This is a genomic window from Nocardia sp. NBC_01730 (assembly GCF_035920445.1).
Taxonomy (GTDB): Bacteria; Actinomycetota; Actinomycetes; order Mycobacteriales; family Mycobacteriaceae; genus Nocardia.
The window spans coordinates 4209907-4234901 of the sequence record NZ_CP109162.1 but is presented as its reverse complement, the minus strand read 5'-3'; the positions used below and the strand labels follow the sequence as shown (position 1 = coordinate 4234901).

Sequence of the window (24995 nt, the reverse complement as noted above, 5' to 3'; positions counted from 1 at the left end):
GGACCGACAACCCCAGCGGGTCGCGGCCCGCCCCATCGAGATGCAAGCATCACGGCTGCGGCCGACAAGATCATCCGTCTTGCCCAGGGTCTCGATGTCGGCCAGCGTCGATAGGAGGTGGACTCGAAGCCGGTGCTTGGCCGCGGACCGCGAGTGGGGATGCGTCAGGGGCGATCCCATGGCCGCTGTCGGCGCAAACTTTCAGTTGATTCGCGTTCCTTCGCATTTTCCCTGGTCAATGGTTATTTTCGGATTTCATTCCCGTAAGGTGTCTTATTTTATCTCGGTGTTGATCAGGTCGGGAGTCGTTGGTATCCGGTCGACTGACTGGGTGGACTGCTCACTTTTGCGCGAATGTCAGGATCGGGTCCGTCCGTGGGTGTCGCGAGTACGGACGCCGCGTTCGCGCAGCCGGTTCAGTACGGTGGCTGGATCGACGGTGAGGTGTCGGGCGACTCGGGCGAGGGACCATCCGAGGTTGTAGAGGTTGACCGCTTCGTCAACTTGGCTGAGGGACAGGCCACGTCGTCGCGTCGGAATGTTGTGTCGATGCAGGATCGCGCTCACGGTTCGGCGGTCGATACCGAATCGATCGCCCAGCTCGGATGTCGTCCAGCCCGCAACATAGTCTTGGATCACGGCCTAGGTTTGGTCTGCACCGAGTCGGTGTGCCCGCCGACGCCGGAGCCGTTCGGCGGGCACCGGTGGTGGCGGTGAACTCGTGTCGCCGACCATCGGCAGATCGTCATCGACGCATGGGGTGTCGACGATCTGCTGTCGTGCGAGTTCGATCTGGAACATAGGTTCCAGCGCTGACGACCGGAGCGGAAGTGCAGTCCGGGCTGGTTAACGCTGAAGATCTCGGCGGTCGCGGTCTGTTGCGGCACTCGTAGGCATCGCGTCGCCGTTACTTTTCCGCGACATTCTTATGGCAAAAGTATAGCAATTGTATAAAATCGGACGGAATGGACCATCCGACCTGTCTGTCGGAGCCTTGGGCCGACTCCCGATTCCAGCGGCCGGGACTGTGGGATTCACGATCCGAAGGAGTCGGGCCGTCATCGCTGAATGTAGTACTATTACATGCGAATTCGGGTGTATATTCACCACCGGCGGCCAACGCGGGGAGAATTCCGGCGAGAGCGCGAACGCCATGCGGGGCGGACGGTGAGGGTGCCCGCGGCCGCTCTTCCGCCTGCGATTCCAAGGCTCTGGCCTGAACATCCGGCTATGACGCCAGGCCGCAGGCCAGGTATGAACGAATGGTCGAGAATTGATAACATTCACTCCGGAGGCCGACGAAGTGCACAAATGCCGAAACGGAAAGAGTATTCCGCCGTCTAATCGAAGGCCGAAAGTCGCCAAGTTTCTGCTGTTCGGCCATGGATATGGAAACTGTTTCAGCGTCCGGCCGTGTACACGAACGTCGTTCGAGTTATGATTGCCGAGGTCGGGGTGAGAAGGACTAATGACTGTTCCGCGACCGCAGCTCGACCTCGGATCGAACGGAAATATCGAGCCGGACGCGTCAGCCGTACAGTCGATACCGCTGTCCGCCGGGCAGCAGGGGTTGTGGCTGGCGCAGAAATTGAGTCCGGATGTGCCGATATCCGAGGCGCAGTACGTCGAGTTCCAGGGCGACCTCGACGTCGATCTGCTGCGTAAGACGGCGATTCGAGCCGGCCACGAGTTCCAGTCGGGGTATCTACGACTGGTAGAGACCGAGGGACAGCCGTCTCAGTTGTACGACCCGTCGCTGCAGGTGGCGGGACCGGTGATCGATGTGCGTAGCGCACCGGATCCCGTCGCGGCAGGCTTGGAGTGGATGCGCCGGGAGTACACCGCACCGTTGGATATGACCCGGGACTGGTTGGTCGCCACGGCGATCGTGCAGGTCGGGGATCGGCATTATCTGCTGTATTGCCGGAGCCACCACGTCGCATTGGACGGCTACGGCGCGATGATGATCGTGAATCGGATTGCGGCGCTGTATACGGCGGCGGTGCAGGGCCGCACGGCAGAGCCCAACCGGGCGGCTGATATCCGCGCCCTGTACGAGGCCGACCGCAGCTACCGGGAGTCGAAGCGGTTCACCGACGACCAGACCTATTGGGTGAACAGACTCGCCGGCGTCGGCGAGGAACTCGGCCTGGCTGCCGGGCACGCCCCCGCGTGCGCGGACAGTGTTGTCGCGATCACCGAACTGTCGGCGGAGACGGTGGGGCGGATCGATCATTCGGCGAAAGCGTTGGGCGCGAGCGCGGCCGCGGTGGTGATCGCCGCATTCGGCTGTTACCTGGCCAGGAAAACCGGCCGGGACGAGGTCCTGGTCAACATTCCTGTGTCGGGCCGCACGACCGCCGTGCTGCGGCGGTCCGCGGGGGTGTTCGTCAATATCGCACCGCTTCCGATCGTCCTTGACCCAGGGGACACCGTCGCGACGCTGGCCCTGCGGGTGCAGTCCGATCTGGTGGGTGTGTTGCGGCACCAGAGGTGCGGCCTCGCCGACATCCGCGCCGCCACCGGGACCCGTGCCACACAGCGGCGCTTCGCGGGCCCGGTGGTGAACGTCATGCTTTTCGCCCAGAAGATCCAGTTCGGGTCGGTGACCGGGGAATTCCACATCCTCAGCTCCGGCCCGGTCGAGGATTTGCTGGTCGATGTGTATCAGACCGGGGATCCGCCGCGGACGATCCTCCAGTTCTTGGCCAATCCCAACCTCTACACCGACCTCGAACTGTCGGCGCACCGCACCGGATTCGTGGAGTTCCTCGACGAGTTCACTGCCGCCACATCGGACACCGAGCTCGGACAGGTCGACCCCGGCAGCGCCGCCGACAGCGCCGGGATCCGCCGCCGCCGCGAGAACCTGGCGTTCTGGCGGGCTGCGCTTGCGCATCTTCCCGAGGAACTTTGCTTGCCGGTGGATAGGCCGCGGCCGGTGGTGATGTCGAATCGGGGCGCCACCGTCGTCCATTCGTTGGGCGTCGGACTGGTTCGGGCGTTGGAAGATGTTGCCGAGCAGCATGATTCTTCGTTGTTCATGGTGGTTCATGGTGCGTTGGCGGTGTTGCTCGCCCGGATGAGTGGCAGCGCTGATATTGCGGTTGGTACGCCGGTTGCGGGGCGTGGTGTGGGGGCGCTCGGGATCGTCGATACGTTGGTGTTGCGGACGCAGATTGATCCGGGCGAGTCGTTCGTCGATTTGCTCGGTCGGGTTCGGCGGGTTGATCTGGATGCGTTCGATCATGCCGATGTTCCGCGGGAACAAGCGGTGGACCCGCCATCCCGGTCGCGACACGCCATGTATCAAGTGATGCTGGCCTTCCGGAACCTGGAACCGGTCGAACCGGGACTACTCGACCTCGAACTGCCGACGCTCGGACTCTCCAGCGAAATATCCTGCTGCGACCTACAATTCATACTCTCGCAGGACCACGACGGCGGTGACTCGACAGCCACGATCGCGTACGCCACCGACTTGTTCGATGAGGCAACGGTCAACTCCCTCACGCAGCGATGGATGCGGATACTCCGATCGGTAGCCACCGACCCGACGATTCCGGTCGGCGCTGTCGAGATGCTCGAGCCTGCCGAGCGAGCCGACCTGTTGTCGCATTCGGGTGACGCCGCCGCGCCGGTGATGACGTTGCCGGAGCTGTTGGCTGCGGCGGTGGGGCGGAACCCTGATGGTTCGGCGGTCGTGTTCGATGGGCGGCGGTTGAGTTATCGGGAGTTGGACCAGCGTTCGAATCGGTTGGCCCGGTTACTCGTTCGGCGTGGTGCGGGCCCCGAGGACGTGGTCGCGGTGGGTATTTCGCGTTGTGTGGATTCAGTGGTGGCGGTCTGGGCCGTTGCGAAGTCGGGGGCGGCTTTCGTGCCGGTCGATCCGGGTTATCCGAGGGAGCGGATCGCTCACATGGTGGCCGATTCCGGGGCGGTTGTGGGCGTGACCGTGGCAGCTGTGCGTGCGCGGTTGCCAGATGATATCGATTGGCTGATTTCGGACAACCTCGACGAAACCTCGGGTGCTCAGCCGATCTCCGACAGGGAACGGACAACCGTACTTCGCCCGGAGCATCCGGCATACCTGATCTATACCTCGGGCTCCACCGGTGTACCGAAGGGGGTGACGGTGACGCATGCGGGGTTGGCCGCGCTCAGTTGCGAACAGCGGGAATGCTATAGGGCAACTGAGGTTTCGCGGACCCTGCATTTCGCATCGCCGAGTTACGACGCCTCGGTCTGGGAGTTGCTGCTTGCGGTAGGCACCGGGGCGACGATGGTGATCGCCCCGCCCAGCACCTACGGAGGCACCGAGTTGGCTGATCTGCTGCGCCGCGAGCGAGTGACGCACGCGGTGGTTATGCCGGTGGTGTTGATGTCGGTGGATCCGGCCGGGCTCGATGCTCTGCGAGTCGTCGTCGTGGCCGGTGAGGTGTGCCCGCCGGAGCTGGTACAGCGCTGGGCCGGCGACGGTCGTGAGGTCTTCAATGCTTACGGTCCGACCGAGACCACGATCATGACGAACCAAAGCACCCCGCTGACTGCGGGTGGTGCGGTGACGATCGGTGGTCCGATTCGTGGTGTGTCGGAGTGGATTTTGGATTCGCGGTTGGAGCCTGTGCCGGTCGGTGTCGTGGGTGAGTTGTATGTTGCGGGTAGTTTGTTGGCTCGTGGGTATCACGCTCGGGCGGGTACGACGGCGGAGCGCTTCGTTGCTTGTCCTTGGGCGCCGGGTGAGCGGATGTACCGGACCGGGGACGTGGCTCGGTGGACGGACGAGGGGGCGGTCGAGCATGTGGGTCGTTCGGATTTTCAGGTGAAGATTCGAGGTCTGCGTATCGAGCCGGGGGAGATCGATTCGGCACTGATGGCTCATGATGCTGTGGGATATGCGACGACTGTCGGTTGTCGTGGTCATGCGGGGGCGCAGTTGTTGGTTTCGTATGTCATTGCGGCGCCGGGGTGTTCGATCGATACGGCGGTGTTGGCCGAGTATCTGGGTGATCGGTTGCCGTCGTATATGGTTCCGGCGTCGATCATGGTGCTGGATCGTTTTCCGTTGACGCCGGCGGGGAAGGTGGATCGTCAGGCGCTGCCGAAGCCGGTGTTCGCTGGTGACAGGCCTTTCCGGGCGCCTGGGACGTCGACCGAGCGGATCGTCGCCCGGTGTTTCGCAGATATTTTGGGTGTCGACAGGGTCGGTGTGGACGATTCCTTCTTCGCCCTCGGCGGAGACAGCTTGGTAGCGACGCGGATTGCCGCGCGGCTCGGGGCCGCGCTCGATACCGAGATTCCCGTGCGACTGTTGTTCGAGGCGTCCACGGCCGCGACACTCGCAGCTCGTGTAGAGCGGAATGCCGGCACGGGGCGCGGCCCGCCACTGATCGCTGGGCCACGCCCTGCGCTCGTGCCGTTGGCACCGGCCCAACAACGGATGTGGTTCCTCAATCAGTACGAACCCGGCTCCGGGGCATACAACATGCCGATCGCCATTCGGCTGCGCGGCGAGGTGAATGTCGACGCCCTGCGATCGGCCATGGTCGACGTGCTGCGCAGACACGAGTCTTTGCGAACGCGGTACCCGGACCATGATGGAGTACTGATCCAGCTGATCGAATCGGCCGACGACGTCGACCATGAACTGACTCCGGTAGCGGTTCTGCCGAGCCAGTTGATCGCAACGGTAACCGAATTCGTCATCGAGGGCTTCGACGTGAGCACTCAGGTGCCGGTGCGTGCCCGATTGTTCCGTGCGCTCGGCAGCAAGGAACCCGAATACGTACTGGCTGTCGTGGTGCATCACATCGCCGCGGACGGCTTCTCGATGACACCCTTGGCCCGCGACGTGGCAACTGCGTACACCGCACGGATTCGCGGTGAAGCCCCGTCGTGGACACCACTGCCTGTCCAGTATGCGGACTACGCACTATGGCAACGAGCCGGCCTCGGCTCGCCCGACGACCCGGAATCGTTGTGCGCCCAGCAGATCCGATACTGGGCCGAAAATCTGGACGGAGTTCCCGAGGAGCTTCGTCTGCCGATCGACAGGCCGCGGCCCGTGGTGATGTCGAATCGGGGTGCCACTGCGAGTTTTTCGTTGCGCGCCGGGATGGTCGGAGAATTGAAAGAGTTTGCACAGCAACATAGCTCGTCGTTCTTCATGGTGATCCACGGCACGCTGGCGGTCCTGCTCGCCCGGTTGAGTGGTAGCAGCGACATTCCGGTCGGCACGCCGATCGCCGGGCGTGGTGCAGCAGCGCTCGACGACGTGATCGGCATGTTCGTCAACACCCTGGTGTTGCGGACCTTCATCGATCTCGATGAACCGTTCACCGATCTGCTCGACCGGATCAGGCAGGTCGACCTGGACGCCTTCGGGCATGCCGCTGTTCCGTTCGAGCAGTTGGTGGACCACCTTGCTCCGCAGCGTTCTCAGGCCCGGCACCCGTTGTTCCAGGTGCTTCTGGCATTCCAGAATCTGGAACAGGTGAAGCTCGAGCTGCCCGGTCTCGCGGTGTCGGTGGTCGATCTGCCTACCGAGGTGTCTCGCTTCGACCTGCAGTTCGTGCTGTCGGACAACCATGACAGCGGCGATATCGCGGTAGCGGTCACCTATGCCACGGATTTGTTCGACGCGACGACCATAGATTCTCTTGTGCATCGGTGGATCCGGGTACTGGAGTCGGTTGCCGCCGATCCCATGGTTCCGGTCGGGACGATCGAGATACTCGAGCCCGCCGAACGAGCCGATCTGCTGACACGTACCGGTGCGCCGACCGTGGCGCCCACCCCCCTGGCCGACCTGCTGAGCACGGCGGCCGCGCAGCATCCCGACGCCACGGCGATCGTGTTCGACGGGCAACAGTTGAGCTACCGAGAGCTGGACGAGCATTCGAACCAATTGGCGCGCCTGCTCATCCAACGAGGTATCGGCCCGGAAGACATCGTCGCGATCGGTATTCCGCGCTCTGTGGATTCGGTCCTCGCGGTATGGGCGGTCACCAAATCGGGAGCTGCCTACCTGCCGATCGACCCGACCTACCCCACCGAACGCATCACCTACATGATGACCGATTCGAAGGCAGCCATCGGCCTGACCACGGCATCGGTGCGCTCACAACTACCCGATGACATCGACTGGCTGACACCCGACGACATCGACGAGGCCTGCAGTGCCCAGCCGATCTCCGATCCCGAACGCACAACCGTGCTACGGCCGCAGCACCCGGCCTACCTGATCTACACCTCGGGTTCCACGGGGGTGCCGAAGGGCGTGACCGTGACGCACGGCGGGTTGGCCGCGATCGATTCCGAACAGCGGGAACGCTATGCGATGACCGCGGACTCGCGGACCCTGCATTTCGCGTCACCGAGCTTCGATGCCTCGGTCTCGGAGTTGCTGCTCGCAGCGGGTCCCAGCGCCACGATGGTGATCGCCGCGCCCGGCACCTACGGCGGCGCGGAGCTGGCCGAGTTGCTGCGCCGCGAGCGGGTGACCCACGCGGTGATCACACCGGCGGCCCTGAGTTCGGTGGATCCGGCCGGACTCGACAATCTGCGGCTCGTCGTCTCCGCCGGTGATGCTTGCCCGCCGGAGCTGGTGCGCCGCTGGGCGAGCGACGGTCGTGAGTTCTGCAATGTCTACGGTCCGACCGAGGCCACGATCGTGACGAACCACAGCGCTCCGTTGGTGGCGGGTGAGCTGGTGACGATCGGTGGCCCGATTCGTGGTGTCTCGGAATGGGTGCTGGATCAGCGGCTGCAGCCCGTGCCGGTCGGTGTGGCGGGTGAGTTGTATATCGCCGGTCCGCTGTTGGCCCGCGGATACCATCGCCGGGCGGGCCTGACGGCCGAGCGTTTCGTAGCCTGCCCTTGGCGACCCGGACGGATGTACCGCACCGGGGACAGGGTCCGGTGGACGGCCGACCGAGCGATCCAGCATCTCGGCCGCACCGACTTCCAGGTGAAAATTCGGGGCCTACGCATAGAACTCGGCGAGATCGATGCGACACTCGCTGCCCACGAGACGGTCGGGTTCGCCACCACCATCGGCCACCGCAACGACTCTGGGGCCGAGTCGCTGGTTTCGTATGTCGTTGCCGCGCCGGATCACTCGATCGATGCCGCCACGCTGACCGAACATCTGACCGCCCGGTTACCGTCCTACATGGTCCCGTCCTCGATCATGGTGCTGGACCGCGTTCCGTTGACACCGACGAACAAACTGGACCGCAAGGCGCTGCCAGATCCGGTATTCACCGACAACAAGGCGTTCCGAGCGCCTGAGACACCGATAGAACACACGATCGCTCGAGTGTTCACCGATGTACTGGGCATCGACACGATCGGTCTCGACGACTCGTTCTTCGCCCTCGGCGGAGACAGCATCATGTCGATCCAGTTGGTGACACGGGCCAGGGCGGCGGGTGTCTTGTTCTCCCCCCGCGATGTGTTCGAGCGTAAGACGGTCGCCGGGCTGGCCCAGGTCGGCGCCCGCGACGGCGCTGCGGCGATCGCTCCTCCGACGGAACTGCCCGGCGCGGGTGTGGGGCCGATATCGCTGACGCCGATCATGCGATGGCTGCTCGAGCGGGCGAAGCCGGGGTTCGGCCGCTTGTCGCAGGCAATGGTTCTGGGTCTGCCCGCGGGGATCGACCGACAAGGACTGGCGGGCACGGTGCAGGCGGTACTCGATCGGCACGACATGCTGCGCGCGCGGCTGCGCCCGGGCGGGGACGGGAGCTGGACGTGGGAGGTGCTGCCGGTCGCAACGATTCGGGCCGACGACGTCATCCGGCGTGTGGCGATGAAGGGGAGGCCGGGAAGCGTCGAGTTCCGTGCGTTGGTGGCGGCGGAGTTGGATGCCGCAGCGGACCGGCTCGATCCGGGTGCGGGGATCGTGATGCAGGTGGTCTGGTTCGACCCGGTAGATACGGCAGAGCCGGGCAGGGTACTGATGCTGGTGCACCATTCGGTGATCGATGGGGTTTCCTGGCGCGTGCTGGTACCGGACCTCGCCTTCGCCTGGATGCGGATCGAGTCCGGCGAGCCACCCGATCTGGCGCCGGTCGGGACGTCGATGCGCAGGTGGGCGCACGGGCTGGTCGAGGCAGCCCAACGCCGGGAGCGGGTCGCCGAGCTCGAATTGTGGCAGGCGATGACTGTCGGCGACGACCCGGTGATCGGGTCCCGGCCCCTGGACCCCGTGACCGACGTGGCTGCCACCACCCGCACCGTCGCGGTCGAAGTGACCCCCGAGGTGACCGAGGCGCTGTTGACCGAGGTGCCCGCGGCGTTCCACGGCAGTGTCGCTGACGGGCTGCTGGCCGCACTGGCAGTGGCCGTGACGAAGTGGCGGCGTGGGTTCGAGACGGAGGCATCCGGTGGTTCACTCGCGGACGTGGTGATCGGTCTCGAAGGGCACGGCCGTGAGGATGGTGCCTTACCGGGCTCGGATCTCACCCGGACGGTGGGCTGGTTCACCACGAGTTTTCCTGTGCACCTGGATCTTTCGGGCATCGATCTCGACGACGCATGTGCGGGTGGGCCGGCTTTGGGTGCGGCGGTCAAATCTGTCAAGGAGCAACTTCTGGTTGCTCCGGACCACGGGATCGGCTACGGCTTGTTGCGGTATCTCAATGAGGACACCGCACCGATTCTCGGGAGTCTGCCGGTGCCGCAGATCGGGTTCAACTATCTCGGCCGTGCGCCGGGGATTCCCGACGGGATGGCGGCGGTCGGATGGATGCCGGTGGACGGTGGTGGTGACCTCGGCGGTGGCGAGCTAGCCGGTGCGCGGGATCCGGATATGCCGGTGTCGGCGGTACTCGACATCAATGCCCTCACCCTCGACGACGGTGACCGACCACGGTTGCGGGCGATCTGGTCGTATCCCGCCGGGGTCCTCACCGACGTCCAGGTGCGTGAGGTGGCGGAGTCATGGTGTCGGGTATTGACCGCGTTGGCGGCACATACCCATCGTTCCGGATCCGGAGGCCGGACGCCCTCGGATCTGGATCTGGTCCGACTCGGGCAGTCCGAGATCGAGCGACTCGAGGACAGGTATCCGGCGTTGAGCGACATCTGGCCGTTGACTCCGTTGCAGAAGGGGTTGTTGTTCCATGCGCTGGTGTCCGAGGAGGCTGTGGACGCCTACGTGATGCAGCTGGTCCTCGAGCTGCGCGGGTACGTCGATCCGAAGCGGCTGCGCCGAGTCGCGCAGATGCTTCTCGACCGGCACGCGAATTTGCGCACCGCCTTCGACGCGGACATCGGCGCCGAGCCGGTGCAGGTGGTCCTCGAACACGTCGGGACTCCGTTGACGGAGCTCGACCTGTCCGAGCTGGACGACGGCGCACGCAATCGCGAGTGGGATCGGCTGATGGCAGCGGACCGCTCGACCCGGCTCGACCCGGCTCGCGCCCCGCTGCTGCGCTGGATGCTGGTCACCATGGGGCCGGAGCACTACCGGCTGGTGCTGACCAACCATCATCTGCTGCTCGACGGCTGGTCGACGCCGCTGCTGCTGAAGGAGTTGCTGGTGCTCTACGCCACCGACGGCGACACCTCGATGCTGCCTCGTGTTCGCCCCTACCGGGACTTCCTGGCGTGGATCGCCGGGCAGGACCCGGCTGCGTCGCTGGCGGCCTGGGCCCGCGCGTTCGACGGCGCCGACGAGCCGACCCTGGTGGCTCCGGGCGATCCCAGCCGTCGATATTCCGAATCACGTGAGGTGGCAGGCGAACTGACCGAGGCGCAGACCACGGCGCTGACCGGCCTCGCGCGGTCCCGTGGAGTCACCCTCAACACCGTGCTCCACATGGCGTGGGCGATTGTGTTGGGCGGGTTGACCTCCCGAGCGGATGTGACGTTCGGTAATACGGTCTCCGGGCGGTCTCCGCAGCTCGCGGGCGTCGAATCGATGATCGGGCTGTTCATCGACACGCTGCCGGTGCGCGTCCGGCTCGACACCACCGAGAGTCTGGGGCAACTGCTCGACCGAATCCAGGCGGAGCAGGTCACGCTGCTCGATCACCAGCTCGTGGGTCTGACCGACATCCAACGGGTGGCCGGGCAGGGTGCGGTGTTCGACACGATGACGGTGTTCGAGTCCTACCCGGTGGATCGTGGCGGGCTGACCGCGGACACCGATATCGCTGGGATGCGGCTGATCGACGTGACCGGGATCGACGCCGTGCACTATCCGCTGGGAGTGGTTGCCCATATCGACACGCGACTGCGCCTCAAAATCATGTACCTGCCCGAACTCTTCGACCACGACACGATGGATGCAACCCTGCAGCGGGTCCTGCGAGTGATCCGCGTCGTTACCGCCGACCCGGATCTGCCGCTGGCCCGGCTGAATCTGCTCTCCACGCCGGAATACCGGGAGTTGACACCGGTGTCGGGTGATCAGGCCGTACCGGGGCGAGTCCTGCCGGAGTTGTTGACCGCGGCGGTGCAAAGGAATCCAGGGGCGGTCGCGGTGGTGTGCGGGGATCGCCGGTGGACCTACGGCGAGCTGGATGCCGAGTCGAATCGGCTGGCACGACTGTTGATCGGTCGGGGTGCGGGACCGGAAACAACCGTTGCAGTGGGGCTGGCGCGGTCGATCGAGTCGGTACTGGCGGTATGGGCGCTGGCCAAGTCGGGGGCAGCGTTCGTACCGATCGACCCCACCTACCCTGCCGACCGGATCGCGTTCATGCTGACCGATTCCGGCACCCGGATCGGTATCACGGTATCGACGGTAGTGGCAGAGCTGTCCGGCATGATCGACTGGCTGATACTCGACGCCCCCGAGCTTCGAGCCGATCTCGCCACCACCTCCGCGGCGGCCATCACGCCGGCTGAACGAAAAGTACCGCTGCATGTGGCCCACCCGGTGTACGTCATGTACACCTCCGGATCCACCGGGCGGCCCAAAGGCGTGATCGTCACCCACACCGGACTGGCGAACTTCGCTGCCGAGCAACGTGACCGGTACGCGGTGGGGCCGTCGGCGCGGATCCTGCACCTCGCCTCACCGAGCTTCGACGCGGCCGTGCTCGAACAGTTGATGGCGATCGAGGCCACGGCGACACTGGTGATCGCGCCGACAACTATATACGGCGGAGAAGAGCTGCGGCGCTTGGTGATCGAGCAGCGGGTGTCGCACGCCTTCATCACCCCGTCGGCGTTGGGGTCGGTCGACCCGACGGGCCTGGATGGCCTGCGGGTGCTCGTCGCCGGCGGCGAAGCCTGCCCGCCGGGACTGGTCGTCCGGTGGGCGCCGGGCCGAGCGTTCCACAACGGATATGGCCCGACCGAGACCACCATCATGACGAATATCAGTGCGGCGCTGGACCCGTCGGCGGCGGTGACGGTCGGCGGGCCGATACGCGGCGTCGGTGAGGTTGTGCTCGACGCGTGCTTGCGGCCGGTACCGGTCGGGGTTGTGGGTGAGTTGTATCTCGCGGGTCCGGGTCTGGCTCGCGGCTACCACAACCGGATGGATCTGACGGCGTCGCGGTTCGTCGCCGATCCGTTCGCAGCCCCGGGACAGCGCATGTATCGGACCGGGGACCTGGTGCGCTGGCGGCGGCAACCGGACGGGGACCTGGTCCTGGACTATGTGGGCCGCTCGGATTTCCAGGTCGAGATTCGTGGTTTCCGCATCGAGCTCGGTGAGGTCGAATCGGGTCTGCTGGCCTGCGCGGGTGTGGCCCGCGCGGTAGCGACCGTGGACCGAGGCCCGGGCACCGGCGAGCGGTTGATCGGGTACGTGGTGCCCGAGTCCGGCGCCGACCTGGACCCGGCTGCCGTCCTCGCATTCGCGGCGCAGCGGTTGGCCCCGCATATGATGCCCGCGACCGTGGTGCTGCTGGACGCGCTGCCGATGACGAAGAACGGCAAACTCGACCGTGCCGCACTGCCCGAGCCCGAATTCCACAGGAGCCGAGCCGGATTCCGGGCACCGGTCACCGACGTGGAGTCGACGCTGGCGGGACTGTTCGCCGAGGTACTGGGTGTCGACACGGTCGGCCTCGATGATTCGTTCTTCGCTCTCGGCGGTGACAGTATCGTGTCGATCCAGTTGGTGACCTATGCCAGGGCGGCGGGTCTGGTGTTCTCCGTGCGTGATGTGTTCGAGTGTAAAACGGTCGCCGGGCTGGCCCGGATCGCCGTGCGCGACAGCGCCGCGGCGACCGCCCTTCCGTCGGAACTGCCCGGCGGGGGTGTGGGTCCGATGCCGGCGACGCCGATCATGTGCTGGTTGTTCGAGCGCGGCGGATTCGACTGCTTCTGCCAGTGGGTGATGCTCACGCTGCCGACCGGCATCGACATCGCCGGAATCAGCGCCACCGTGCAAGCGGTGATCGATCACCACGACATGCTGCGGGCCCGATTGCACCCCGACCCCGAGTATCCATCGGGTTGGGCATTGCAGGTACCCCCGGCCGGGGTATCCGCTGCCGGGCTGATCCGGCGCGCGTCGGTGGATGCGGCACCGGACAGCAGCGCGTTCGCCGCGATTGTCGACGCGGAGGCGAATGCGGCCGCCGAGCGCCTCGACCCCGGGGCGGGAGTCATGCTCCAGATGGTGTGGTTCGACTCGCCCGGGCAGCCGGGGCGGCTGCTCGTCGTCGTACACCATCTGGTCACCGACGGCGTGTCGTGGCGGATCCTCGTGCCCGACCTCGCTGCGGCATGGGCCCAGGTGAGTGCCGGGCAACCGCCGCGGCTCGCGCCGGTCGGTACGTCGATGCGACGCTGGGCGCACAGCCTGGACACCGCCGCAGGGAACCTCGATGAACTCGACTGGTGGCGGTCCACGCTCAGTGCTGCTGATCCGGCGATCGGGGCCCGCCCTCTCGACCCGGTCGTGGACGTGCAGGGCACCGTCGCCACTGTCGAGGTGCGGTTACCTACCGCGGTGACCCGCGCCGTACTCACCACACTGCCCGGGGCGTTCCACGGCAACGTGGACGATGCCCTCGTCGCCGGGCTCGCGCTGGCGTTGACTCGATGGCAGCGGCGCCACGGCAACACCGTCACCGAGACACTGCTCACCCTCGAAAGCCACGGTCGCCACGACACGGTGCTCCCGGGTGCCGACCTCACCCGCACCGTCGGATGGTTCACCACCACCTACCCGGTGCGGCTCGACCTGGCCGACATCGACATCGACGACGCGTTCACCGCCGGAGCTGCCGCCGGGACCGTCATCAAATCGATCAAGGAACAACTCCGCCAGATTCCCGGCCACGGGATCGGCTATGGGCTGCTGCGCTACCTCAACGCCGATACCGCCCGCATTCTGGGTGCCCTGCCCGACCCTCAGGTGAGCTTCAACTATCTGGGCCGGTTCGACACCATTCCGGAAGCGTTGCGCGACAGCGGGTGGATGCCCGCCGAAGGCGACTCCAACCGCGGCGGTGTGCAGAATCCCGACGCGGCCATAGCAGCTCTGCTGGCCCTCAACGCGGTCACCGTGGACACGCCGGACGGGCCGGCTCTGACCGCGACCTGGGACTATCCGGCCGGCCTGCTCACTTCCGTCGAGGTCACCGACCTCGCGGACCTGTGGCGCGACGCGGTGACGGCTCTCGCCGCTCACGCGTCCCGGCCTGGGGCCGGGGGCCTGACGCCCTCCGACATCGGCCTCGTCGACCTCGACCAGGCCGCGATCAACCGGCTCGAGGCCCAGCATCCGGCACTGGACGATATCTGGCCGCTCACACCGCTGCAGGCGGGGCTGTTGTTCCACGCCCAGCTCGCCGCCGACGCCCGCGACGGGTACATCGTGCAACTCTGTATCGCACTCGGCGGGCGCGTCGACGCGGACCGGTTACGCCGTGCGGTGCAGACGCTTGTCGCACGGCACCCGAACCTGAGGACCGCGTTCGTGCGCGACGGCGCCAGCGATCCGGTTCAGGTGGTACATCGGCATGTCGAGGTGCCGTTCACCCAGATCGACCTGGCCGAGTGCTCCGACACCGCGGCCGCGCTCGATCGGCTCATGGACAACGACCGCCACTTCGACATGACCGCGGCGCCGCTGCTGCGACTGACACTTGTTGCCACCGGCCCCCAGCGGTACCAGTTGGTATTGACCATTCATCACATCCTGATCGACGGTTGGTCCACGCCACTGCTGACCCGGGAACTGCTGACCCTCTATGCGACCGAGAGCGACTCCAGGACGCTGGCCCCGGTGCGTCCATACCGCGACTACCTGATGTGGCTCGAGGCCCAGGATCAGGACGCGGCGGAAACCGCGTGGGCGCGGACACTCGAGGGCGTCACCGAGCCGACTCTGCTGGCGCCCGAAGCCCGCGGCCGCCAGCAGTCCGCTGCCGCGCGTGAGGTCCAGGTGCGGTTGAGCGAACACCGCACCGCGGCCCTGGTCGCCGTGGCCCACCAGCAAGAGACCACCCTCAACACCCTCATCCAAGCCGCCTGGGCGATTATCCTCGCGAGCGCGACCGCCCGCGAAGATGTGGTCTTCGGCACCACAGTCTCCGGACGGCCGCCAAAGATCCCCGGTATCGAATCGATGATCGGGCTGTTCATCAACACGGTGCCCGTGCGGGTCCGGCTCGACCACCGCGAAAGCCTCGCCCAACTGCTACGGCGAATCCACACCGAGCAAGCCACGATGCTCGACCATCACCACCTCGGACTCGCCCGCATCCAACAGGTGGCCGGTCCCGCCGCGATATTCGACACCGCGACGGTCTTCGAGTCCTACCCGATCGACTCGGCCGGGCTGTCCGAAGACACCGACATCGCAGGAATGCGCGTCCTGGACGTGCACGGCCGTGACGCGGCGCACTTTCCGCTCGGCCTGATGGTCCAGCACGACACCCGACTGCACCTGACTTTCAAATACCTGCCCGGCCTGTTCACACAACAGCAGATCGACGCCATTGCCGACCGGGTGCTGCGAGTTCTCGACACCCTGGCCACACATATCGACCTGCCCCTCAACCGACTACAGCTGCTATCGCCGGTCGAGCGAGCAGCGCTGGTACCCGTGCACGGTCCTCCCGGCGAGGCGATGTCGGTGTTGCCGCAGGTGTTGACGGCCGCGATGACGCTGGACACCGAAGCGGTGGTATGCAGCGGCACACGACTGTCCTACCGCGAACTCGAGGAAACCTCGAACCGGTGGGCGCGGGTATTGATCAATGCCGGGATAGGACCGGAATCGTTCGTGGCCGTGGCGTTGCCGCGCTCCATCGAGGCCATGATCGCCGTATGGGCGGTCGCCAAGACCGGCGGCGCGTTCGTTCAAATCGACCCCGCCCATCCGCACGACCGGATCACCAGCATTCTGACCGATTCCGGTGCCGCCGTCGGGCTGACACTGGGGGCCCACCGAGACCAGCTACCGGACACCGCCAGATGGCTCGTCCTCGACGACCCCTCCTTCGCCGCGGCGACAGCGTCGGCGTCCCCTGCCGCGGTCACCGACGCCGAACGCACAACCACGCTGCGACCGCAGCACCCGGCGTACCTGATCTACACCTCGGGCTCCACCGGGACCCCGAAAGGGGTCGTGGTCACCCACACCGGGATAGCGAACCTGGCCGCCGACATACGGGAACGGTTCGGCCTCACCCCGACCTCCCGAATGCTGGCGGCTGCCGCACCGAGCTTCGACGTCTCGATCCTCGAATGGCTCAGCGCCGCCGCCGCCGGAGCCACCCTGGTTCTCGCCCCTCCACCAGTAGTCGGCGGCCCCGAACTGGCCGGGGTGATCAACACCGAACGCGTCACCCATGCCGCGATGACCCCGACAGTGCTCGCATCGATGCACCCCGACGGACTCGTCGACACCCTCGGCACCCTGGTCCTCGGCGGCGAGACATGCCCACCAGACCTGGCAGCACAGTGGGCACCGGGCCGCACAGTGATCAGCTGCTACGGGGCTACCGAAACCACGATCACGAGCTGCGCGGACACTCCCTCGACCACGATCACAGACAGCCCGATGGCAATCGGGGGCCCGGTCCGCGGATTCACCGCCGTCGTACTCGACCGCAGACTGCGCCCCGTCCCACCCGGAGTAGTGGGCGAACTGTATCTGTCCGGACCAGGCCTGGCCCGCGGCTACCACAAGCAACCCGTGACGACAGCAGCCCGATTCGTCCCCGACCCGTACGGGCCGGCCGGAACACGGATGTATCGCACCGGCGACTTGGTCGCCTGGACCGCCGACCGAACACTGCACTACAAAGGCCGCAGTGACCGACAACTCGAGATCCAGGGCAACCGCGTCGAACCCGGCGAGATCGAAGCCACGCTACGCAGCTACCCGGACGTCACCCACGCAGCCGTCACAGTCCACACCCGACCCAATGGAATCAACCAACTCACCGGCTACGTCGTACCCACCCCCGACACCACACCCGACACCACCGCACTGATCACCCACCTCGCAACCCGACTACCCGCCCACATGATCCCGTCCTCGATCATGGTGCTGGACCGAATCCCTCGCACCGCCACCGGCAAACTCGACTACAAAGCCCTACCCCCACCCGACCGGCGTCCCGCCCGCTTCCGGGCACCGTCCACGCCACTCGAGGCCACCGTCTGCGACGCCTTCACCCAGACCCTCGACATCGATCGTGCCGGTGTCGACGACGGCTTCTTCACTCTCGGCGGCAACTCGCTGGCTGCCACCCAACTGGTGGCGCGGCTGGCGGAGTCGACCGGTGTCGACGTGCCGGTTCAGTGGATCTTCACCGACCCGACGCCGCAGTTACTGGCCCACCGTATCGACACCCGCCAGCACATCATCGACGAACAGGACCCCGGCGAAGCACTCTCGGTCATGCTCCCGCTGCGCGCTGCCGGAACCGGCCCGCCACTGTTCTGCGTCCATCCAGCCATCGGATTGGCTTGGGGTTTCAGCGGACTCGTGCAGTACCTCGGCCCCGACCGTCCCGTCCACGGGCTGCAGTCCCCGGCGTTCACCGAGCCCACCGCACGGTTCGACACGCTCGACCAACTCGCCGCCCGCTACGTCCGGGAGATCCGGTCCGTCCAGCCGCACGGCCCTTACCATTTGCTCGGCTACTCGCTCGGCGGCACCATCGCCCACGCGATCGCCGTCCAACTCCGCAGCGAAGGCGACCCTGTCGCCACCCTGGCCATGATGGACACCCGCGTCGTCACCGCCCGCAGCGTCCGCGCTCCCACGCCGAGCATCGGGGACATGCTCGCCGAGTTCGGCGGCCTCGCCGTACCTCAGGACCCCGCCGACCTCACCATCGAGGCCGCAATCGAGTTGCTGCATCGCCAAGGCGGACTCCTCACCGCCGTGACCCCCGAACATCTCGTGATCCTGCATGAGGACTACACCCGACTGGTCGACCTCGCCTGGAACCACCGGCCGGCACTCTTCGACGGTGACCTGATCTACTTCAACGCCGCCGACCACACGGACGACGACCCCTGTCCGGCGCTCGCATGGAACGACCACATCACCGGCAATATCACCGAACACCACATTCCCACCCGGCACGAACGGATGACTGAACCCGACGCGCTCCGCGCAATCGGACTGGTCCTCACAGAGCACTTCCGATCGACCCTCACCACCTAGCCGGAATCGAATCGTCGAGCAGTGCCCCGGGGCGGGGCTCCCAGCAACATCGTCTACAGAACCAGCCAACCGTGCAAACAAGGCGCAAATCATATGATCTGGCTATCATTACCCATCATGAGCGCGATGTCGGACCGAAAGGCGGTAATGTTGACTCGCGCGTGGATTCGGTGGCTGCTGCTGCACGGCCTGATGCGGTCCTATCTGCTGTGGTCGGCGCGTCGGGGCGATCCGCTCGCACAAATCGCCTTCGGCGACGATCGCTTGCTCGGCGTGTCGCCGTTCATCGAGGAGATCCGACAGCGGGGCCGTCTGCCCAAGCTATCGGGAGCGCACGTCACCACGGACTACGATTTGTGCCGTCTCATCCTGCGAGACAATCGCTTCGGCGTGGTCACGCCCAACCATCCGATCATTCCGAAGCCGATCCGCTGGGTATTGACCAAGACTGACTTGGGACTTCCCAACCTCGCGGAACCGCCCTCGATGCTGGTGACCGATCCGCCGGAACACACCCGGTACCGACGCCTGGTCGGGCAGGCATTCAGCCCGAGGGCGATCGCCAAATTGGAGCAACGGGCCGTTGAAGTGACCGATGGCCTACTCGAACGCCTGGAATCAAAGCCGCGACCGGACCTGATCGAGGACTTCGCCGCACAGGTGCCCGTCGCGATCATCGCCGAGATACTCGGATTGCCCGCCGACATGCATTCGACCATGCTGAAGTGGGGTTTCAACAGTGCGCCGCTGGTCGACCGAGCACTGACCTGGACCACGTATCGCCACGCCACCGACGAGCTGGCCGAGGTCAAGCAGTACTTCGACCAGCGCATCGACAAGCTCACCGCAGAACCGGGCGATGACCTGCTCACTGTGCTGGTGACGAGTGGTGAGCTCACCCGCCGCGAGCAGATGGCCAACGCGGCACTGCTGCTGGACGCCGGATTCTTGACGACGGTGAACCTGCTCGGCAACGGAATCGCGCTGCTGACCAGGCATCCGGATCAGCTGAAGCTTCTGATAGCACAGCCGGAGCTGTGGCCGGGCGCGATCGAGGAAATCCTGCGCTACGACTGCCCCGTGCGGATGACCGGCCGGATCGCCAACTGTGACGTCGACATCGCCGATCAGCACATCAAGCGCGGTTCCCTGGTCTTACTGTCATTGGCGGGCGCAAACTACGACCCCGGCGTCTTCCCCGATCCCGAACGATTCGACGTGACCAGGGCCAACGCCGCGGATCACCTCGCGTTCAGCGGCGGGGTGCACGGCTGCTTGGGATACCGGCTGGCTCGAATGGAAGGCGTCATCGCGCTGCGGACCCTCTTCGAGCGCTATCCGGATCTGCGCTTGGACGGCCCGCCGATCCCGCGTCGCCTGATCAACCTGCACGCCTACCGCTCCATGCCCGCCAAACTCACTGCCGACTAGCTTCTGTGTCGGGCGCCCTATTGGCCAGGATGGGCTACGCAACAGCGCGGCCATGCGACCGGGATGGGTGCTGCGACGTCAGTGGACTGGCCCTCGCCGAATCCTCGCGAAATCGGCCTCCGATCCGATCGGCGCCCTGCATGCGGCGACCGTCGGCGCCGCCCCTGCGGCAGACCGGAGCGCAACGGGCTGGATCTGTCCGGCCCGCGACCACAACGTCAGCAACCGGTGGGTGGTGCTCGATGGCCTGCTGGACAGCGGTGACAGCGACGCGATGGGCGCCGCGCTCGCCGAGCGCCAGTAACCCCTCTGCACACGCCACCGCGATCCGCGACCGCTGCGCCAACGCCCGCGCCGACTACCGGCGACGCGACCACCCTCCGCGGATGTCGCAGGTGATCTACAAGACCTCGATCTGTGCAGGCTCGGGCAGCGTTTGTGGACGCACATCCGTGTACCAGGCGTACTCGATTCCACTGAGCTTGCCGTGCTCGACCCATAGAATGACCTCGCCGATCGGTGCTCCGTTGCGGTCGGTGACCGCTCCACTGGCGAAGATTCCGTCCGTCGAACCGGATGCGGTCTCCACGCCAGAGGGCACCACCACATCAACGCTGGGCGAACCGACACCCCAGGTGGCATTGACCTGTGCAAACGGAATCTGCGCCAGATAGTCGCCAGCACCGGCCTTGCCGGAGGACAGCAGTTTGGTCACGATGCCGGTTTCGAGCTCGGTCAGGGCCCGCGGCTCAATCGGTGTAGTACTCATCGCCTCTCCTCGGTTCTCGCGCTACGTCACGGAATGTCCGCGGTGCCGATCTTGAAGACACCGTTGATCATGGCGCCGCGAATTTCGACGGTCTGGCCGTTGATCGTGCGGACCAGTGGGTTCGCCCCGTTGTACACACCGTCCGGCACCCCTTGAACGCTCTCGATGAGCTTCCTCATCGTCGCTTCCTCGCCACCCAGTGACTTCACCAGACCATCCAGTTTGTGCTTCGGTACGAAGACGTGGCCCATCGCCTCCTTGTCGAGCGCATAGTCCAGCGAGCTCTTCAACTTGTCGCGCGCGAGCCGGGCGATATCGGCCGTGCGCTGCGACATGAGGTCAGCGATACGCTGCGAGCGCGGCTCGTCTTGCCGCGAGATCCTCCCCGGTCTCGGTGACCTTGTCGGCGAATTTGGCGGCCCGTTTGGCAGCCAACACTCGGTCGACATACTTCTTCATCTTCAACGCGAGCTTGCCTGCCTTGGCTGCGGCCACCGCCGCTGCACCGAACCCGGCTGTCAATGCGCCCCGCGATGACACCGAGAACGACGGTCTCGGCGACTTCTTGCGCCAGATCCTTGGCGAGATCGACCAGCAGCTGCCCTAACTAACTGTGTCCGGAACTCCAGAATCGCGGAGCGGTGGTCGCGGCAGGATTTGGCGAGGTCCTTATAGAGGGTGAGCACACCCTCGGCGGAGGTTTCAGCTCCCGGATGTCCTCTTCGACATGGGGAGGCATCGGGAGCGGTTTCGCTATCGAACCTCTTCGCCAGCTGATCGAGCAGTGTCGGTAGATTGCCTACCCCCGATTCGGACGAGGCGAGCTTGTCCCAGGCATCGGCGGCGGTCTGCAGGTCGCGCGGCTCCCCGTCGGGCATCGAAACGCCGAAATCCTCGAGTGCCGACACTGCGAACCCGACATCGTCGAACAGGCCGCTACCGGGCCCGCCTGCCGAGGGCGGCGGCACCAGACACGACGACCAGGCCGGGTACAGATCCGCTGGTTTCGTCGGCTCCGGCCGACCGGTTCCCGCAACGTAATCCGCAAGTGCATGGTTGTACCCGAGCTGGTTCAGGATGCCGGCGTAATTGCCCATCGCGGTGACGAGCAGCTCAGTCATACTCATCGCCGTACGGACGGTCGAATCGTAGGACGTAGCCCATGTCTTGGATTCGCCCACATTCCCGCCCATATTGGCGGTTTCTCTCAGTGCGGCGATCTGCGTGGAGAACGTCCGCTGGTATGTGGTTGCATATAAGTACAAGACTGGCGGTAGGACTTGATCCCGGCCAGGATCAGGTCCAGGTGCCCGGTGAGAAGCTCCCTAATCGGCTGCCCGCCTGCGTCATTGGTGTGGCTCTCTAATGGCTTGCCTCTCACCGGTCACCGTGCCGGGAATGGCTGAAGAGGGGTTTGCCCAGCTCGAAGTAGCGGTGCCTTCCTGCACGGACCTCACACGCCGACACGGGAAGGACGCCACTGGTGGCGGTCATCATCGGAATGGATCGGCACAAACGCTCAGCCACGATCGAGATCATCAACTCCACCGGCCAGATACTGGCCACGGGCCGACACAGCACCGACAACACCGGCTACAGCGAAATGCTGACCGCCGCACAGCGATACGCGGATCGGGTGTGGGCGATCGAGGGCTGTAACGGCATCGGCCGACATATCGCGCATCACCTGGTCCACGATGGTGAAACCGTGATCGACGTGCCAGCGAAACTCTCGGCACAGATTCGGGTGTTCGCGACAGGCAATGGTCGCAAAACGACCCGGTCGATGCGCATTCGGTGGCGTTGGCGGCGTTGCGGTCACCGAATCTGCTTCGTGTCCAAGCAGACTCGGAGCTGATCGCGTTGGGCATGCTCGCCGACCGCCGCGACGAACTCGGCCGCGCCCGCACCGACACCGTCAACCGGCTGCACCGGTTGCTGCTGGAACTATTGCCCGGTGGGGCGAAGAAGTTCCTGACCGCGATGCAGGCACGCCAGCTGGTCGCCACCGTCAAACCCCGTGATCCGGCAGGTAAGGTCCGGCGCCGCCTGGTGGTCGAGTTGATCGGCGAACTCGAAGCCATCGACCGAAAGACCAAGGCTGCGGACAAAGAACTGCGCCAACTCGTCGCCGAACGCGGCTCTACGCTGACCGACCTCCACGGCATCGGACCGGCCGGCGCGGCGCGGCTCCTGGCCGATGTCGGTGACATCCACCGATTCCGAGACCGGGACCGGTTCGCGTCCTGGAGCGGCACTGAATCCCCCCGGCTTGTCTCCGGACTCACCGGGGGGATTCAGTTCGTCGCGGCCGATCGCACCATAGGAGACGATGAGGGCCTCGCCGCTCCTGATCACCATGTCGCCGACGGGTACGTCCTCGGTGGCGAACCGGATGAGGAAGTTCGAGTTCGGTGCGGAGTAACGCAGGGTCTCCTCGACCACCGCATCCCAGCCCACGACGCCGCGGCGGACGAGCGCCAGTTGGTCAGGATGGGTGCAGAGGTTGGCTACCGCGTTGACGATCAGGGAGACCGTCGTCAGCCCGGTCAGGTTCTTCGCGTGGCATATCGGCCGGGTCGGCACGCTACCAGTCTGACGCGACAGGTAGCGGCGTCCGGCTTCGAGCCGGTCGCCGATACCGGTGTCGCATCTCGTCTTTCGTCGGACCCGATATGCACGCTCGTCGGCACTATGGGACATTCACTGGCCGCGTACTCCGCAGCAATAGAGTGTGTTCGCAGTGCGCGGTAGCCGACGACAATGATCCCCGGCGCGAGTTGGTGGCCTACAGGCTGGCCGACGAGGTGATCGGCGGTCCGGCCGGAGCCCCGGAGTCCGGCACCGCTGCGTAGTCGGGCAGCTCGATGCCGTTGATGGCGCGCTCGATCAGCTCGGTGGGCCACTCGACGTCGGGCTCCGTGCTCGGATCGGCGTCCGGCCCGGGGACATCGCGGCTGCGCGCATGCATCCGGCCGATCTCCTGGTTGGCCTCGACGAACGAGCGCATCCGCCTCTCGTAGCCAGCGAACCCGGCCTCCGCGTCCCACCCAGCAGCGGCCAGCTCTCCGGCCAGCAGGTAGGCGCCGACCAGGGCCAGCCCGGTGCCCTGCCCGGACATCGGCGACGAGCTGAACGCCGCGTCCCCGAGCAGCCCGACCCGTCCACTCGACCAGCGGTCCATCACTACCTGGGCGACCTGGTCGAGGTAGAAGTCCGGGGTGTCGTCCAGGTGCGCGAGGATGCCCGCGGTCAACCAGCCCAGGCCGGCCATCCGCTCGCGCAGCAGGCGCTTCTGGGCCTCGACGTCGCGGTAGTCGACGTCGAGGTCGGCCGAGGGGAAGGAGAACATGGCCATCGCCCTGGTGGCATCCTGGATTGGCCGCAGGCCGGCGGAGCGCCCGGCCTCCTGGTACTCGATCAGCCAGCGGTCCAGCCCGAACTCGTTGGGCACGCTGTAGAAGGCCAGCACGTGCCCGAGGTGGCGGACGAACCGCTCGCGCGGCCCGAAGACCATTGCTCGCAGCGCCGAGTGCAGCCCGTCCGCCCCGACCACCAGGTCGAAACGCCGCCGGTCGCCGCCCGAGAAGGTCACGTCGACCCCGTCCGCGTCCTGGGTGAGCTCGGCGATCCGGTCTCCGAAGACGTACTCGACACCATCGCGGGTGTCGTCGTAGAGCACCCGGGACAAGTCCCCGCGCAGGATCTCGATTTCCGCGATGAACCCGTCGCCGCCGTCGTCGTCCGCGCGGAAGGTCTCCAGCACGTTCCCATCCACGTCCACGGTGTACGCGCCGATGGTCTCGGTGCAGGCCGCCCGCACCGCCGCGTCCAGCCCCATGCGTCGGATGACCTCCTTGGCCACCCCGCGCGCGTCCACCGCCTGCCCACCCGGACGCAGCTCGGGGGCCCGCTCCACCACGGTCACCTCAGCCCCCCGCCGGCGCAGCCAGTGGGCCAGCGCGGGCCCCGCGATGCTCGCCCCCGCCACCAACACCCTGATACCACTCACTGAAGCCCCTGCTCACCCGTCCGGATCACTGTCCGGATCGTTTGCTCCTGCTCGGGATCGTCGACACTCATCATGACGTCCCGAATTCCGTTGTCCGCGTCAGCGCTTTCGCTGTCGAGCGAGACGTAAAAGCCCAGAATCGACTTCCGCATCCCAATGCCTCCATGTATTTCTTCCCG

At 65.8% G+C, this 24995-nt stretch carries 11 protein-coding genes and 2 pseudogenes; 5 read left to right on the top strand and 8 right to left on the bottom strand.

The genetic code is table 11. The features are described from left to right. Positions 1 to 357 precede the first annotated feature (357 nt). Entirely contained in the window at positions 358 to 639 is a 282-nt protein-coding gene (locus tag OHB12_RS36350; protein ID WP_442800053.1) for a helix-turn-helix domain-containing protein, read from the bottom strand. 829 nt (positions 640 to 1468) lie between these two features. On the opposite strand from OHB12_RS36350, the gene OHB12_RS16800 reads away from it, so the two are divergent. The 3 genes from OHB12_RS16800 (at position 1469) to OHB12_RS16790 (ending at position 20339) form a co-directional block, all read left to right on the top strand. Then, the gene (locus tag OHB12_RS16800; protein WP_327120614.1) at positions 1469 to 18604 is read left to right on the top strand and encodes a non-ribosomal peptide synthetase; all 17136 of its coding nucleotides are present in this window, start codon (positions 1469 to 1471) and stop codon (positions 18602 to 18604) included. Positions 18605 to 18751: 147 nt separating this feature from the next. Next, positions 18752 to 20035 carry a cytochrome P450 gene (locus OHB12_RS16795; protein WP_442800104.1) on the top strand — a complete coding sequence of 428 codons (1284 nt, stop codon included), beginning with the start codon at positions 18752 to 18754 and terminating at the stop codon, positions 20033 to 20035. Between the two features lie 52 nt (positions 20036 to 20087). Then, a complete protein-coding gene (locus OHB12_RS16790) occupies positions 20088 to 20339 on the top strand; it encodes a hypothetical protein (RefSeq protein WP_327120610.1) in 252 nt (83 codons plus the stop codon). A 96-nt stretch (positions 20340 to 20435) separates the two neighbouring features. On the opposite strand, the gene OHB12_RS16785 is transcribed toward OHB12_RS16790, so the two are convergent. From OHB12_RS16785 to OHB12_RS16770, 4 genes are read right to left on the bottom strand one after another with little or no spacing between them, the layout of a single operon-like run. Next, on the bottom strand, positions 20436 to 20804 hold the full coding sequence (locus OHB12_RS16785; RefSeq protein WP_327120608.1) for a hypothetical protein: 369 nt from the start codon (positions 20802 to 20804) through the stop codon (positions 20436 to 20438). 26 nt (positions 20805 to 20830) lie between these two features. Continuing rightward, the gene (locus OHB12_RS16780; RefSeq protein WP_327120606.1) at positions 20831 to 21139 is read right to left on the bottom strand and encodes a hypothetical protein; all 309 of its coding nucleotides are present in this window, start codon (positions 21137 to 21139) and stop codon (positions 20831 to 20833) included. Positions 21140 to 21143: 4 nt separating this feature from the next. Then, positions 21144 to 21299 carry a hypothetical protein gene (locus OHB12_RS16775; RefSeq protein WP_327120605.1) on the bottom strand — a complete coding sequence of 52 codons (156 nt, stop codon included), beginning with the start codon at positions 21297 to 21299 and terminating at the stop codon, positions 21144 to 21146. 23 nt (positions 21300 to 21322) lie between these two features. Next, positions 21323 to 21925 (bottom strand): hypothetical protein, encoded by a 603-nt coding sequence (locus OHB12_RS16770; RefSeq protein ID WP_327120604.1) that lies wholly within the window; start codon positions 21923 to 21925, stop codon positions 21323 to 21325. A 380-nt stretch (positions 21926 to 22305) separates the two neighbouring features. On the opposite strand from OHB12_RS16770, the gene OHB12_RS36345 reads away from it, so the two are divergent. Both OHB12_RS36345 and OHB12_RS36340 read left to right on the top strand, forming a co-directional pair. Continuing rightward, positions 22306 to 22662, top strand: a complete 357-nt coding sequence (locus tag OHB12_RS36345; RefSeq protein WP_442800103.1) for a hypothetical protein — start codon at positions 22306 to 22308, stop codon at positions 22660 to 22662. Between the two features lie 125 nt (positions 22663 to 22787). After that, positions 22788 to 23027 (top strand): annotated as a pseudogene (locus tag OHB12_RS36340) (IS110 family transposase); the annotation flags it as partial. A gap of 90 nt (positions 23028 to 23117) precedes the next feature. Here OHB12_RS36340 and OHB12_RS36335 read toward each other — a convergent pair. The 3 genes and pseudogenes from OHB12_RS36335 to OHB12_RS16750 all read right to left on the bottom strand — a co-directional run. Continuing rightward, a pseudogene (locus OHB12_RS36335) lies at positions 23118 to 23507 on the bottom strand (hypothetical protein); the annotation flags it as partial. Positions 23508 to 23592: 85 nt separating this feature from the next. Next, positions 23593 to 24816 carry an FAD-dependent monooxygenase gene (locus OHB12_RS16755; RefSeq protein WP_327120600.1) on the bottom strand — a complete coding sequence of 408 codons (1224 nt, stop codon included), beginning with the start codon at positions 24814 to 24816 and terminating at the stop codon, positions 23593 to 23595. After that, entirely contained in the window at positions 24813 to 24968 is a 156-nt protein-coding gene (locus tag OHB12_RS16750) for a hypothetical protein (protein WP_327120599.1), read from the bottom strand. The genes OHB12_RS16755 and OHB12_RS16750 overlap by 4 nt, the downstream gene beginning before the upstream one ends. Positions 24969 to 24995 lie beyond the last annotated feature (27 nt).